The 15,349-nt window shown below is 35.4% G+C and carries 14 protein-coding genes and 1 tRNA gene; 5 read left to right on the top strand and 10 right to left on the bottom strand.

Translation table 11 applies throughout. From position 1 onward, the window contains the following. The 4 genes from CRG87_RS00665 to map form a co-directional block, all read right to left on the bottom strand. Positions 1-1,152 (bottom strand): thiolase family protein, encoded by a 1,152-nt coding sequence (locus CRG87_RS00665; RefSeq protein ID WP_074425616.1) that lies wholly within the window; start codon positions 1,150-1,152, stop codon positions 1-3. A gap of 136 nt (positions 1,153-1,288) precedes the next feature. Next, positions 1,289-2,185 carry a UTP--glucose-1-phosphate uridylyltransferase GalU gene (gene galU, locus CRG87_RS00660; RefSeq protein WP_074425617.1) on the bottom strand — a complete coding sequence of 299 codons (897 nt, stop codon included), beginning with the start codon at positions 2,183-2,185 and terminating at the stop codon, positions 1,289-1,291. A 59-nt stretch (positions 2,186-2,244) separates the two neighbouring features. After that, positions 2,245-3,168 carry a YihY/virulence factor BrkB family protein gene (locus tag CRG87_RS00655; RefSeq protein WP_074425618.1) on the bottom strand — a complete coding sequence of 308 codons (924 nt, stop codon included), beginning with the start codon at positions 3,166-3,168 and terminating at the stop codon, positions 2,245-2,247. Between the two features lie 5 nt (positions 3,169-3,173). After that, the gene (gene map, locus CRG87_RS00650) at positions 3,174-4,001 is read right to left on the bottom strand and encodes a type I methionyl aminopeptidase (protein WP_046306396.1); all 828 of its coding nucleotides are present in this window, start codon (positions 3,999-4,001) and stop codon (positions 3,174-3,176) included. Between the two features lie 139 nt (positions 4,002-4,140). On the opposite strand from map, the gene CRG87_RS00645 reads away from it, so the two are divergent. Together CRG87_RS00645 and CRG87_RS00640 are read left to right on the top strand one after the other, a co-directional pair. Next, positions 4,141-4,587, top strand: coding sequence for a flavodoxin (locus CRG87_RS00645; RefSeq protein ID WP_074425619.1), 447 nt, complete (start codon positions 4,141-4,143; stop codon positions 4,585-4,587). Further along, entirely contained in the window at positions 4,580-5,113 is a 534-nt protein-coding gene (locus CRG87_RS00640; RefSeq protein WP_074425620.1) for a GtrA family protein, read from the top strand. Before CRG87_RS00645 ends, CRG87_RS00640 begins: the two co-directional genes overlap by 8 nt. Positions 5,114-5,153: 40 nt before the next feature. On the opposite strand, the gene wecB is transcribed toward CRG87_RS00640, so the two are convergent. After that, positions 5,154-6,296, bottom strand: a complete 1,143-nt coding sequence (gene wecB, locus CRG87_RS00635; protein ID WP_074425621.1) for a non-hydrolyzing UDP-N-acetylglucosamine 2-epimerase — start codon at positions 6,294-6,296, stop codon at positions 5,154-5,156. 412 nt (positions 6,297-6,708) lie between these two features. On the opposite strand from wecB, the gene CRG87_RS00625 reads away from it, so the two are divergent. Further along, the gene (locus CRG87_RS00625; RefSeq protein WP_074425623.1) at positions 6,709-6,945 is read left to right on the top strand and encodes a DUF2188 domain-containing protein; all 237 of its coding nucleotides are present in this window, start codon (positions 6,709-6,711) and stop codon (positions 6,943-6,945) included. Positions 6,946-7,168: 223 nt separating this feature from the next. Here CRG87_RS00625 and CRG87_RS00620 read toward each other — a convergent pair whose 3' ends face one another. Next, positions 7,169-8,074, bottom strand: coding sequence for an NHL repeat-containing protein (locus CRG87_RS00620; RefSeq protein WP_074425624.1), 906 nt, complete (start codon positions 8,072-8,074; stop codon positions 7,169-7,171). A gap of 1,727 nt (positions 8,075-9,801) precedes the next feature. On the opposite strand from CRG87_RS00620, the gene CRG87_RS00615 reads away from it, so the two are divergent. After that, a complete protein-coding gene (locus tag CRG87_RS00615; protein ID WP_165775954.1) occupies positions 9,802-11,022 on the top strand; it encodes an AAA family ATPase in 1,221 nt (406 codons plus the stop codon). Further along, positions 11,015-11,638 (top strand): RloB family protein, encoded by a 624-nt coding sequence (locus CRG87_RS00610; RefSeq protein ID WP_074425626.1) that lies wholly within the window; start codon positions 11,015-11,017, stop codon positions 11,636-11,638. The genes CRG87_RS00615 and CRG87_RS00610 overlap by 8 nt, the downstream gene beginning before the upstream one ends. A 256-nt stretch (positions 11,639-11,894) precedes the next feature. Here CRG87_RS00610 and CRG87_RS00605 read toward each other — a convergent pair. From CRG87_RS00605 to CRG87_RS00590, 4 genes are all read right to left on the bottom strand, one after another. Beyond that, positions 11,895-11,967, bottom strand: a tRNA-Arg gene (locus CRG87_RS00605). Between the two features lie 51 nt (positions 11,968-12,018). Further along, positions 12,019-13,347 (bottom strand): PTS sugar transporter subunit IIC, encoded by a 1,329-nt coding sequence (locus tag CRG87_RS00600; RefSeq protein ID WP_074425627.1) that lies wholly within the window; start codon positions 13,345-13,347, stop codon positions 12,019-12,021. After that, entirely contained in the window at positions 13,344-14,582 is a 1,239-nt protein-coding gene (locus tag CRG87_RS00595) for a DEAD/DEAH box helicase (protein ID WP_371258105.1), read from the bottom strand. Before CRG87_RS00595 ends, CRG87_RS00600 begins: the two co-directional genes overlap by 4 nt. Continuing rightward, positions 14,582-15,289, bottom strand: a complete 708-nt coding sequence (locus CRG87_RS00590; RefSeq protein WP_074425629.1) for a GH25 family lysozyme — start codon at positions 15,287-15,289, stop codon at positions 14,582-14,584. Before CRG87_RS00590 ends, CRG87_RS00595 begins: the two co-directional genes overlap by 1 nt. Positions 15,290-15,349: the final 60 nt, after the last annotated feature.

Below are 15,349 nucleotides of genomic sequence, written 5' to 3'. Positions count from 1 at the left end.
TTAAAAGTCCCGAATTAATTCACAGGCAATAGCCTGACCTCCACCAATACAGAGTGTGACTAAAGCTTTGTGCCCATTAATGTGCTTTAATTCATTGATTGCCGTTCCGACCAGTCTAGTTCCTGTTGCGGCTAAGGGGTGCCCTAAAGCGATGGCCCCACCATACATGTTCAACTTTTCACGTGGGATTGCTAAAGCTTGTTCTACCGCCACGCATTGAACAGCAAAGGCCTCGTTTAGTTCAATTACATCATAGTCCGTAATCGTGTTACCCGTGTTTTTCAATAGTTTTTGCACTGCATGATACGGTGCAAATCCCATTTCAGCAGGATCATTCCCTGATTCCGCAAAAGAACCTAGTTTAGCAAGTGGCTGCAAACCTAATTCTTCCACCTTGTTTGCAGTTGCCAAAATTACGATGCTGGCCCCATCACTTATAGGCGACGCATTACCAGCTGTTACAGTACCATCTTCCCTGAAAACTGGCTTTAAGGTGCTAAGCTTTGCAACATTTGTATCTTCGCGGATATTTTCATCGTGCACTAGGTCATTATTTTCATCAAAAACTTCAATTAACTCATCTTTAAAACAGTCATTTTGCACCGCTGACGTAGCTTTTTCATGTGACCAGCTACTGAATTCGTCCATTTCTTGCCGAGAAATTTGATACTTGTCAGCAAGTCGCTCAGCAGTCAAACCCATCGGCATTCCTGAAAATGCATCCGTTAGTCCATTAGCAAACATTTCATTTTTTAAATTGCTACCAGCTTTATCTTCAGCGATAAAAGCCGCATTAGTCATGCTCTCGGCACCACCGACTGCAACTAATTCAAAGTCGCCAAGCTCCATTTGTCCTTGAGCCAAACGCATTGCCTTTAAACTCGAGCCACAAACCTCATTTACAGTTACACTACTGCTGGTTTCTTTCATCCCAACATTCAGTGCAACTTGTCGAGCCATATTTTGTCCAAGTCCTGCACTTAGCACGTTACCCATAAACAATGCATCTAGTTCCTGTGGCTGCATATCAATGCTTTCAAGTGCCCCAGTCACTGCTAATTCACCAAGTTCAGTTGCAGTTTTTTCATTCCACAAACTGCGGTAGCGGCCAAAAGGTGTTCTTTTAGCTGCAACAACATAAATATCTTTCATAAGTTAATCTCCTCACAAAATATTCAAGTTGAATCTTACCTAAAAATCACGCAGAAAAATAGTAATTTGGCCCACGTTAAGAAAAATTTTACACAAAAAAAGAAACCATTAAGATTTGGTTTCTTTAAATTGTTATTTATTTTTTCTTATCTTCAGCCTGCAACTTTTTAGCTAAATCAATAATATATTGACGTAACTGATCCTTAGTTTCAGGATGTTGCAGCCCGTATTCGATTGATGTTTCAAGGTAATTCTCTTTATTACCAACATCATGACGAACACCTTCAAACACATGTGCAAAAACGCGCTGTGTTTTATTCATTGTGTCAATTGCATCAGTTAATTGAATTTCGCCACCCTTATCCGGTTTTTGTTCTTCTAAAATTGCAAAAATCTCCGGGGTAAGCAGATAGCGACCAATAATCGCATAATCACTTGGCGCCTTGTCAATTTCTGGTTTTTCCACAAATGACTTAACATTAATCAAACCAGGCATAATTTCATTTTCGGGTTCAATAATACCGTATTTTGAAACCTCTTTATGTGGCACTGGCATCACTGCAATAGTCGAAGCATGAGTTTCATTGTAGCGATCAATCAATTGCTTGGTTAACGGCTCTTTGTCCATCATTAAATCGTCACCAAGCATTACCACAAAGGGTTCATCGCCGACAAAACTGCGTCCGCGCGCAATTGCGTCACCCAAACCAGCTGGATAAGGCTGTCTAGTGTAGTAAATATTAATTCCTAAATGGGTAATTTCTTGCGATAGTTTAAGTAAGCCAGTCTTACCTTTTTCTTGTAAGTTCTGTTCAAGTTCTGGGTTAGAGTCAAAATGGTCTTCAATTGTTCGCTTGTTTTTACCAGTAACAATTAAAATATCTTCAATTCCAGAACGTTTAGCTTCTTCAACAATAAACTGAATTGTTGGCTTATCAACAATTGGTAGCATTTCCTTTGGCATTGCTTTAGTGACAGGTAAAAATCTTGTACCCAATCCAGCCGCCGGAATAATTGCTTTCCTTACTTTCATCCCTTGTACGCTTTCTTTATTAATCTAAAAAATAATATAACAGATTAGTGCATCTGATGCTAGTTTTTCCGGTTGCGCTTTCCTTGCACATATTCAGCCAAGTGACCTACCGAATAACTCACTTCACCGTAGTTCATTGTCACAATTGCTGCATTCACACAGGTTCCAACCAAAAACAAAATGGAAGCAATATTGAGCCACAACATGAAAATGATGAAAGTGCCAACAATGCCATAGTTTTCCCAGCTAATATGGAAATTATGTAAATAGTAACTAAAGAGCCACGACAGTGCCACCCAACCAATTAAAGTTGTAAAAACCCCAGGCCAAATGACACGTTTTTTTAATTTTATATTGGGCAAAAAATAATTTAAGTAATACAATGCACCAATTAAAGTAATAATGACCACAGGATAGCGGTAGCTAAAGATTTTTTCAATTTCACCGACTGATAATGAAAAAATTGGACGTAAAAATTCCAATACCTGCTGACCAAAAATAAAAGTCAAAATAAGTAAAGCAAAAATCAATATCATCAAGTTGGTTAAAAAGATGGTAATCGATCTTGTCCAGACAGTAATCTGCCACTTCTGCTTCAGCTCAACTTCACGTACACCGTAAATCCGATTCATGCCAATTCTGATAGCATTTACAAAAGACGAGACCGACCAAAATGCCAGCAAAATACCAAACGAAATATAACCAGTTGAGTTACTTTTTAACAGTGAATCAATGATTGGCATAATAAATTTGGCAATCCGATCAGGAAAAATCAATTTAAGATAGCTAGCAATCGGTGCCGTATTAATGTGAAATAATGGCAAAATGTTTCCGATAATAATGATCAACGGAAAAATTGAGAATAAAACATAGTACGCAATTGAAATTGCACTGGTTAAAACTTCGCCCTGAGTAAACTTGTTAGAAACGGTTTTATAAAATAAAGCAACACGTTGACTGGCTGCGCTCGCTTTTCTACCCATTCAACTTAGTCATCCATTTCGTCAAAGTGTGGCAAATACTTCTCATAACCATCATATGGCTTTTGTAAAGTTAAAATCTTAGGACCATCTTTAGTAATGGCAAAAGTGTGCTCAAATTGTGCAGATTTAGAACCATCTGGAGTAGCGTAAAAGACCCAATCATCGTTTGGATCAGAAACAGTTTTTTGTTCAATCCGCCAGTCACCTCCAGCTTCAACCATTGGTTCAACCGTAATTGTCATTCCTTCGCGAAGACGTAAACCGTGTCCTGCCTTACCCCAATGAGGAACTTCAGGATCTTCATGAATACTTGGTTGGATACCATGACCAACTAGTTCTTTTACGTCACCATAATGGTGTTCATCTTCAACGAAATGTTGGATTGCAGCACCAATATCACCGATTCGGTTGCCTAAAACAGCCTGATCGATTCCAAGGTACATTGCCTTCTTAGTTGTTTCCATTAAGTCCCGATCTTCAGGAGAAATTTCACCAACTGCATAAGTGGTACATGAATCAGTTTCAAAACCGTTAAGGTTGCAAGTTACATCAACCTTAACCAGATCGCCTTCTTTTAAAATGGTGTCCTTACGTGGGGTTGCGTGAGCAATTTGGTCATTGACTGAAATACAAGTACCATATTTGTAGCCCTCAAAACCTTGTTCTGATAAGCGACCACCACGACTTTTAACAAAGTCTTGGCAGAATTCTTCAATTTTCCAGGTCGTAATTCCTGGCTCAATGACATCGCGCAATCCTTCAAACATTGAAGCCAATAAACGGCCAGAAGCTTGCATACCTTTAAGTTCACGAACAGATTTAATTGTTATCAAAATTAAACTTCTCCTCTTAGTAAAATGATGTTTATTATCATTATAGCGTTTTTTAAAACTTTACTAAAGAATTTCATCAATACAGTGAAATTATGTATAATGTTATGATGAATAAAAAAGAGGAAAGGTAAGGAGAAGTATGAAAGCTAGAATTGTCTATGCTAGTATGACTGGTAATGATGCCGATATGGCAGATATCTTGGAAGAAGATTTACAAGACTATGGCTTTGATGTGGAAACAAGCGAAGCAGAATTTACCGATGCTAGTGACTATTTGACAAGCGACCTCTGCATCTTCGTCACTTATACTTACGGTGAAGGTAAAATGACTGATGACGTTGCGGACTTTTATGAGCAACTAAAAGAATTGGATTTAAGTGGTAAATACTTCGCCGTGATGGGCAGCGGCGACATGGTCTATGCTGACTATTTTTGCGAAAATGTCTTTGACTTTGAAAAAATGTTTAATCAAGTTGGTGCAAAAGAAGTGACTAAACCAGTTACAATTGAAAATGCACCGGATGATGACGATATCGCTGCTATTGACAATGCCGCAAAGGAAATGGCTGATCAATTAAATGGCTAAAAACACTAACACTAATTCATCCAAGTTTAATTCAACGTCTGATCCAACCATTCATCGCTTGGGACAAAACTTGGTTAAACGGCACCGTAATTTATTTGTTTACATGATTTTCGGTTTTATTGCTGCTCTAATTAACACCGTGGTATTTATGGTTATCCACAAATACATGCATAGCCCCGTATTAATTTCAAATACAATTGCGTTTGTGATTTCAAATTTGGCCTCTTTTGTTTTTAATCAAAAAGCCGTTTTTACAAATAACGTTGATGAAAAACACTCTACTTGGCAAAAGTTAATCGTCTTTTTCACTTACCGCATTATCAGCTTGATTCCAGACAGTCTCATCATGTTAGTTGGTCTATCATGGTTAAAACTGAACGCATTGTTTGTGAAGATTCTTGATCAAGTTCTGGTTGGTATTTTCAACTACTTGACTACCAGATCTGTTTTCCAAGCAAAAGAAACTACGATGATTGAACGAGCTAAAAAGATGCTCAAAGAACATCAAGAAAAACATCAAAAATAAAAAGTCATGAATTCTGCTAGTGAATTCATGACTTTTCTTTTTATTCAAAATCTTTTGGTCGTTGCCCCTTTTTATCAGAAAAGTAATAAGCAATTGCATCCATGATACGGTCTGAAGCATGACCATCACCATAAGGATTCTTTGCATTAGCCATTTGGTCATAGGCACTTTTATCTTCTAATAATTGCAGCATTGCTGCTCGAACTTCGTCAACCTGAGTTCCAACCAGTTTCAATGTTCCAGCCTTGACACCCTCTGGCCGTTCAGTAGTATCACGTAAAACTAACACAGGTTTGTTTAAGGCAGGTGCTTCTTCTTGAACACCACCCGAATCTGTCATAATAAAGTAACTGCGCTTAGCTAAGTTATGGAAATCAACCACGTCAAGTGGTGCAATCAAATGAATGCGAGGATCATTGCCTAAAATCTCATGAGCTACTTCTTGCACCTTAGGCGACATGTGAACAGGATAGATGATTTCAACATCATCGTGACTATCCACAACTTCTTTCATCACCTTAAAAACGCGTCTCATCGGTTCGCCCTGATTTTCCCGTCTGTGCATTGTTACTAAGATCACTCTATGATTTGGCTCAATTAAATCGAGCACCTTATGATGATAATCATCTTTGACCGTTTCTTGCAAAGCATCGATAGCAGTATTACCAGTAATAAAAATATTCTCTGCTTGATGATGCTCACTAAGCAGATTTTCTTTACTCAACTTAGTTGGTGCAAAATAAATATCTGCCAAGTCATCTGTCATTTGGCGATTCATTTCTTCAGGGAAAGGCGAATACTTATTCCATGTTCTCAAACCTGCTTCGACGTGACCGATAGGTCGTTGTTGGTAAAAACTGGCTAAACTCGCTGCAAAACTAGTGGTTGTATCACCGTGCACCAAAACGATATCAGGTTGTTCCTTGGTAATCACATCTGCCAATTTAAGCATTACCTTTGAAGTAATTCCTTCGAGCGACTGGTTCTTTTTCATGATATTAAAATCATAATCTGGTTTTATATTAAAAATTTCTAGAACTTGATCTAGCATTTCGCGATGCTGCGCAGTAACGACTGTTACCTCGTCAAAACGCTCATCGGCCTTTAGTTTCAGCACCAAAGGAGCCATTTTTATTGCTTCTGGTCTCGTTCCAAAAACCATCATTACTTTTATTTTAGTCATAAGTGCCTCCACACTAATAATATTAATTTCACAAGAAAAACTCAAGTCATTATGCTTTAATAATTAGAGGAAATAGAAAGCTGGTAAACTAATGCAAAATCACTTTGGACTACTTTTAATCACTGCCTTTTTAATCATCATTGCCTGCTTCTTTCTAGTGTTTAGTTTCGATAACCGGCGTACAAAGCAAAAACGGTTATTACTTTTGACTGGCGCAGTTATCTTATTTATTATAATCGGCATTTTAACCAAGCTAATCTTAAACAATCCTCTACTTTAATCATTTTTAGGTTAGGGTCTTCGTAAAAGAGTGCTACTCATTTTTTCCGAGTTTTTAAATGTGCATCTTTCAACTATTAATTGGTAGCTCGTTGTATAATCACAATATAGAGTAAGAAAAGAGATGAGCAAAATGAGCAAGGAAGAAACCACTAAAAATGTTTGGGTTACAACTCACGGTGACCAATGGGCAGTAAAGATTGCTGGTGAAGCCAAGACACTTAAAGTCTTTGACCGCAAAACTGATGCAATGGAATTTGCTAAAGAACGGGCTAAAGAAGAAAAGACTGAGTTAATTAGCCAAAAACGAGATGGTAAAATTAATTTGAAAGATTCTTATGGTCATGATAGTCGTAAAACAAAAGGCTGACTTTAATAGCTGAACTTAAATCAACTTTATAGATGACAGTGACTTCTATATTCTCATTCATTATGGTTAAATAATAGTTGATACTCTCAAAACCTATTTAAGTTAATATTTTAATTAACCAAATAGAACACTTTTTCTTTATTTATATATAACAAAAAAACTGATTTCCAAATCGGGAATCAGTTTTTTTAATACTTAAATTAGTAACTCCTTTAATTGAGTATTAATTTAATGAGTAAACATATACAGCACCATCTGACCAGCTTGATACATAAAGTTGATCATTATAAGCGCGCACACCTACACAACCACCAATTTTATCAGCAATAACTTTAGTTGAGCCGTCTTTAGCAATTCTTCTGACACAATCACCACCATTGTCAGCCGCAATTATCTCGCCCTTAGCTGTAATGTCGATGCCAACACCTGGTCTTGCAAAACCTTTTGAAAATACTGAGACTTGTTTATTGGTGTCAATTTTTAGTACACTTCCACCATAGTTCGTGACAAAAAGATTGCCTTGAGAATCTTCCACCACTCCAACTGGAGTCTGCATTTTATTCGAAACAATGGTCTTTTTACCTTGAGGGTCAATACTTACTATTTCATCACTACCACGGTTAGTAACAAGTAAATTCCCTGCTTTATCAAATGAAATACCTGTTGGCGTACTCAAATTATTAGCAAAAGTAGTCTTTTTACCATTTTTATCTACCTTAAGAATGACATCGGCACTATAGTCAGATACATACAAATTGCCACTCTTGTCGAAAGCTAATCCTGCTGGTGAACTCATGCCAGTTACAAATTTTGCCTTTTCACCATTGCTCGATATTTTAGTTACTGAATCTCCACCCCAATTTGAGACATAAAGGTTATTCTCTTTATCAATTGCCATTGCTGTTGGAGATGAGAAACCTGTGTATTTTTTAATCAGTTTCAATTTTTGGTCCCCTTTCTGATTGCCCTTTTTTGCCTTTTTCACTTTTTTGACCTTTTTGGTCTTCTTTTTCTTACTGTAAACTTTGGTGCTTAGTTCCACGTCACCTAGTCCCATGTCGTTTGTGCAAGCAGCTAAACTGCCTAGTAGACCTAATAAGACCGTTATTTTAGCCAAACGCTTCATCATTTTTAAAATCTCCTATTATGTTCTTGTAAAGCATCATTTGCATAATGAAACTTATTGTCATAAGGATAAATTTAACTATCCTTATTTACACTGCTAACTATTTTGTCATAATCGTATTTAGCATCACCATCAGTCACTTTCTCAAACACTGTTTGAGTTGTAACTCGTATTGGTGGATCTATTTTATTTGTTCGAAAACTGGTGCTCCAGTATCTAAAGCCTCCTATTCTTGTAGTTTCTTATATATAGTAGTCTATCTGCTGGAGTTAACTCCATGTCAATTAAATATTGCGTAACAAAAAATCCATGCTTTTTTACAACATGAATTTTTCCATTTATTTACCTTCAACTCGTTTCCAAACAGTGCTTAAGTTTAAGTATTTTACTAAATCACTTATATAGCGCCATTTTAAAATCATCCCGTTTGTCATAGTCAATTGTTACTTTTTGCAACGATGTACGGTGCTTGAGTATTCTCTCCACCTACACAATCTATTTGTTCTAGTTTTAATATCAGAACTTGAAGTGGAGCTAACTCTAGCATATTTTCATCATAATTGGCGTAAATATGATAATAATGACCCCCCAATTTTTCTATTCTCTATAATCAAAATAAATTGGAAAAACAATTGATAATCACTACTACAATTAACTAGTCAGAACAAAAAAACTGGTCCCCTACTTGGAAATCAGTTTTTCATTTTCAACGTTTCTAATTTTTCATGACCCCGGTGAGATTACTTAAGTATAATAACCTATAATAAATAATGATACAGTAGTAACTCAAAATTACCTTTAATATATTGTTTTGAAAATTTAGTCCATATTTTAGTCCAAAACTTATTTACTTTGAATGTTTTGATGCGGTCAGCTAGCTATTTTTTTAAGGTAAACAGTTTTAAGGTATTATTATTATTTAAGTTCATAATGTTACACCTTGCTTGATATAACAACATTATTGACTATAGCGAGTTATAGTTTCCTGTTTTTTGCCATGCGAAAGTAATAGTAATCATTGATATTGCAAGCTTTTTAAACGTATTTAAGGAGAGTACAGGCGTATTTTGTATTAATTATTATTGTCTTTGAAATTAAAATATTTATTTTATAGCATTTTATTATTAATAAAGTTATTCAAAGTTGAAGTTAGATGCCCTTACTATTACTATTTTTTCAGTTCTGCTCTACATTATCCAATGTATTCTTGTATCGTACCGAAGGAAATTAAGGTTTTTAAAAATTTAAAACGTTGATTTGACGGGAAATAGAATTTTATCAATTTATAAAAGTTTTGGCAAAAAATTGAAACAAAACTTTGCAGCCTCTCTTTAATTCGTACCATTTTTAATCAATTTAACAATGATACGAAATTTGAATCTAATAATATCAAAAATGCTAAGAGCAGGAATTGACTTAGATAATCAATTTTAAAAACATGATACTTTTGTTCATATCTTAAACATTTAAAAATAACCATTAATACTAGTAAAAACCAAATTAAGTGTTTTATTAGTATACAAAAACACAATTTTCGTACTTGTTTATTTGTAATTTTAAATCAATTTTCAAATAAATAAGTTGATTAATCAAAATACAATGCGATAATAAAAGATATTAACCGTTTAAAACGAAAAAACGTTTTAGACAAGAAATACCGAGGTAAAAAAATGCTAGTTGATTTTAAAGTAACTAACTTTCGTTCTTTCAAGAATGAACAAGAATTTTCAATGCAGACTGGAGAACGTTTAAGAAAATATAATACTTCAAATACGGTTAAAATTTTAAGTGAAAAATTATTAAAATCAAGCTTAATCTTTGGAGCTAATGCAAATGGTAAAACAAATTTAATTTTAGCATTAGCAACTTTAAAACACGTAATTATGTATCCAACTTCTAATATTGAACAAGAATTAAATTCCGATACATTTGGTAATAATGATAACAGCACAAAATTTGAAATTACTTTTATAAGAAACCAAAAAAAATTCTATTACTTTTTAGAATACACATCCCTGGAAGTTCAAAAAGAAATTCTTAAAGTTAATGAAAGATACATTTTCAAACGCCAACAGCAAGATTTTAGACTATTACCAGAGCAATTAATTCCAATAAGTACTAACATCAGAAAAAATCAATTACTCTTATATTTTGCACAACAAAATAATGAGCCTAATTCCAATGAAGCATACTTATGGTTTGCTCAAGATTTAATTTTTGTTGATGCAGATAACATCGACTCTAGAAGGCTTAAAATCTTATCAAATCAAGATTTTAAAAAGCAGCTTTTATCTTTTATACAAGCTGCTGATTTTGACATTATTGATATTGAAGTTAAGAAGAGAAAACAAAATTTGCCAGAACTTTTATACCAAATAGTACAAAATCAAAATATGGAAGCAGATGAAGACCAAAATGTACCTGAAATACCAAAACAGATAACAGTTTATGATTTATTCTGTAAACATCGTTCTAAAGATAATACTTTTACACTTAACCTAAGAGAAGAAAGCAGAGGAACTAAAATTTTTATCAATTTAGCTTTATATATCCTAGAAAATACGAATAAAGTTTTATTGATAGATGAATTTGATATGTCTTACCACTTCGAGTTAGCAAACGCGCTTGTATTATTAATTAATAATGAAATCCAAAGTAATCAATTTATTTTGACAACTCATAATTTGCCATTAATGGACAGCAACTTGCGTCAAGATCAAATTTGGTTTGCGGAAAAAAATCGTTATGGCGAAAGTGAACTATTTAGCCTTTTTGATTTTGATGATCCTGCATTAAAACGAAATGATTTTAATTACAAAAGGCGCTATTTAGAGGGTCGATATGGAGCTACTCAAATGGTAAATCTAAATTCAATTTTAGAAATTTTAAAAGAAAACAAGTTTACATCTTCAGAGAAAGCCAAGTTAGAGAAATCGTCAAAAAATGAGTAGATCAAGAAAAAAACGCCCAGTCAAAGAAAAAATTCTTTTCTTTGTAGAAGGAACTACTGAAAAAAACTACTTTGACGAGTTGTTTTTCATTTATAATTTACGTACCGCTAAAGCTACCAAGATTATGAAGGGTTCCGGAGATTGGGTAGACAAAACAGCTAGCTTTATTAAAAACACACCTGATAATAGGTATAAGTCTGATTCTGAAACAAAGATATATATCATTTTTGATAAAGACGGCTATGATGATAAGCGGATAGCAAAAATGCGAGAAAAAGCCACTTCTTTAAAAGGCATTAAAAAAGCTAGTTGTCAAGTTTGTGTTTCAAACTGTTCCTTTGAAGTTTGGTTACTTGCTCACTATGAAAAAATGACACCAAAAGTTATAGAATCTAGTAGCATATGGCAAAAAAATTTAAAAAGAAAATTGACAGAACATTTAGGCGAAGAATATGTAAAAGTAGAGTCTACTAATACTAAGTTAATTAGGAAAATTCTAGAAGATGATAAGGTTTATGATGCTATCAATAATACCCAATCAATTGCAGTTTATTCTGATACCAACCAATCGACAGATATTACTTCAATTATTAAAAACCTAATCAAGCAGCAATAATATATACATTAAAACAATGAAAAATCCACCTTTAATTATTAAGATTCGTGCTGACGATAATAACTCTGTCGAAGTTAATACTAAGAAAAATAAAATTGACATTAATAAAATCGAGTAATCAATAACCACATAAAAAGCCTCTAATATTCCTTAGAATCATTAGACAAATAAACCGCGCTGTATTTATTAACAGTGCGGTTTTTAGTTCAAAATTAGTCCATCATTCCATATAAGCAACGCTTTAGGCTACTTATAATGACCCCGGTGAGATTCGAACTCACCTCTACGGTTTAGGAGACCATTGTTCTATCCAGATGAACTACAGGGTCGCAACAAATTAACTTTACCAAATTTAGTTGATAAAAGCCAATTTTTTTAGATTAATATTGCCGTGTGAAATATGGACTTGGATTGTTTGAATCCGCAATTTTATCTGCCGCAAAAACAAAGGGCGTCCAGATTGCCAGCGCAATTAACATGTTAATAATACACAAAACAATTGCACGCCAATCATAATTGCAAGCTAAGAATGGGCCAATAATTGGCGGCACAACTGCAGGAACCGCAGCTTGTACCGGATTTACCAAGCCCAGCATTGTCACCCAATATGAAAATGCAACATTGACGATTGGAGCTAAAATGAAGGGAATGAAATAAATTGGATTAAGCACGACTGGCAATCCAAGTACAATTGGTTCGTTGATGTTGAAGACGGCTGGAGCCAATGCAACTTTAGCAATCGTGCGGTAATCACTCCGTTTGGAAAATAGCAAAATCGCTACAACTAACATCAAAGTACCACCTGCGCCACCAAACCAAGCAAAGGCATCAAATGAGCCCCTAACCCAGAGATAAGAAGCGGGTTCACCATTACGTACCGCAGTTACATTAACATTCTGGGCTGTTAACCAAATTGAATCGAGGATTGGAGCCCAGACTCCCAGCCCATTAAGTCCAAAGAAACTAAAGATTTGGACAAACAGCGTTACTAGCAAGACCATACCAAAGCCCTGGCCAAGTTTTACAAGCGGTGTTTGGATGGAATTTAATAGCCAATTACCAAAATAAGTACCAGTAATTGTTTGAAAAGCAAAATTGATCATGCCGACACAAAAGATGGCAATAATTGCTGGGATCAGTGAATCAAGTGCCATTTGTTCTGCATATGGTAAAGTAACCGACATATTCAACTTAAGTCGTGCTTTTACACAAAAGGCAAAAATTGAAACACCGATTGAACCAAACAAGATTGCGGTAAAAATTCCGGTAGTTGAAAACTGCGAAATATCAAAAGTATGCTTAACTGAAATAGTCCGACCATTTACCCGCATTTTAGTTAAGTTAGCAATGCTCATTGCTAAGGAAGACAGGGAAACAATTGCCCCTGCAATTGGATCAACTTCCATACTTTTAGCTAAATGATAGCCAAGTGACATAGATAAAAAGAGTGCAAAAAGTGCAAAGGTTCCTCGCCAAACCACATTGCTAATCAAAGCGAGGGGACTCATCAACCAGGCGAAAGTTTCCCAGCCCAAGTTAACTCGCGCAGCTTCAATCAAACTCTTAATTAAAACTGCAAGTGAACCAGCAATCGTAATTGGCATTACAGAAACGAATGCATCACGTAAGGCCACTAACCAATGGGTCTGCGCCAATTTATTTGCTAGTGGTAATATGTAGTCTTCTAACCAGGCTACTAATCGACTCATTTTTGCTCCTTTTTCTTTAAATAATGTGGATGATATCCCTTATTCTTACGATTCTTGTTTTTATGCTTTTTCTTTTTAGTAGGCTGCTCTGGCTGAACTGTCTTTGTAGCAGCTTTGGACGCTATTTCTTGCTCCTTTGGCTGTTCAGTCGACAAACTGTGTTTAGCAAAATAAACCCGCTCAATTTGAGTTGTATCTATTAATAACTTTTTGAGATCACGCAAATCATGGTCATCCCCAAGTGTCACAACATAACCCTTGGCTCCCATTCGTCCGGTTCTTCCGGCGCGATGCAAGTAGGTATTCGTTTCACTAGGAATATCATAGTTTATTACATAAGTTACTCCAGGTATATCTAAACCGCGAGCAGCTAGGTCTGTTGCAATTAAGAGTCGTGTTCTACCAGCCTTAAAATCGCTGAGTGCTTGCTCTCTTTTTTGCTTGCCAAACTCATTTGCTAGTAAACCAAATTTGGTTTTGGTATGACCAAGGATACCAGCAAAACGCATCATTGTCTGATTGGAATCGAAAAACAAAATCCCTTTAAAGTGATCCAACCGCATTAAACGCTGAATGAAGTCAATTTTATGGGCATTATCAACCTGCAGAAAATAATTTTTTACTGTTGTGCTTTGCTTCGCCCGCACATCAACTAGTTTAAAAGGACGATCAAACAATTCAGCTGCATTTTGCGTAATCTCTGATTCAGTTGCTCCAAATAATAAAATTTGAGCATTCGGTAATAAGTTTTGTCCTAATGAACTTAACAATTCCATTTTGCTGAATTCAAGAATATCGTCAGCCTCATCAAGGACTAAAGTTTTGATCTGTTCTACTTTAATACGGTTGCTTGAAAAAAAGTCAAAGAAACGTCCTGGAGTAGTGACAACAACTTCAGGATGTTTTTTCTTTAAATTGTCTTCCTGCCGTTGCCGATTACCTGAACCGACCAACGTAATACCAGTAAGATCTAAAGCATGAATAAAAGGATTGATTGCATGTCTGATTTGCACTGCGAGCTCCGTTGTAGGTGCAAAAATAATCAAACTATTCGGCTCACCTTTAGTGACTTTTTCAAGCGTCGGTAAAGCATATGCCAACGTTTTTCCCGTTCCCGTTTTGGCCAACGCAATACAGCTTTCACCCTCACTAATTAACTGGTTAGTTTCTTGTTGGATTAAAGTTGGTTTTGTAAAACCTAATTTAGTTAAAACTGTTTCGATTTCTTTTTTCATTATTGTGTTAACTGTCCATATCGTTGTTTATATTGCGTTACCGTCCCGTTATATGCGAGCATTGCAACGCCATTTTCTAAGCCGCTAACCGATTTTACGCGACCGTTGTTAGTGTAGCGCCAAAAAGAATATTTCATCTTACTTGGTGCTTTTTTACCATTAGTAATAAATAAAGTTCCATCAGGAAAAAGCGGTTTATACCTGATATTAACATCAACCATGACTAATTTGCCATGGTTTTCAAGCATCCTGACAAATTGAGCCATCTGTTGTAGATAACGGTTACTATGATCGTCTACTGCAGGTTCAATCAAGATAGGTAAGCTGCCTGTGTTCAAACCGACTTTTTTCATGAAATATTGGTAGTGTTGTTCCGGCGTAGATTCATTACTGTATGCGATGCTAGTGCCAAAAGCCATTTTAGTGCCTAACACTTGATCGCGATAAGATAAGTAATCATCATCAAAATATGAACGTCCTTGCGTGCTTCTGAGATACACAAACGAAATACCGTGATCTTGTAATTCATGTAGGTCAACATATCCAAAAGTTTGATTTAGTTCCACACCAATTGCACTTGAATTTGAGTCGGAAGGCAATGTTGTTTGATTGCGAAAATTAAGTACACCTGCTACAAGTCCACCAACTGCAACTATTAACAGTAAAATAATTGCTGGCAACGTATATTTGTGATGAAATCTACCCATCCTGATCTCCGACCTTTATCTATTAGTTATTATACCAATATTTTTATTATAATTGACAAT

This window comes from Lactobacillus apis (assembly GCF_002837055.1).
In the GTDB taxonomy this organism is placed as follows: Bacteria; Bacillota; Bacilli; order Lactobacillales; family Lactobacillaceae; genus Lactobacillus; species Lactobacillus apis.
The sequence above is the reverse complement of the archived record's forward strand: the minus strand, read 5'-3'. Positions and strand labels throughout refer to the sequence as shown.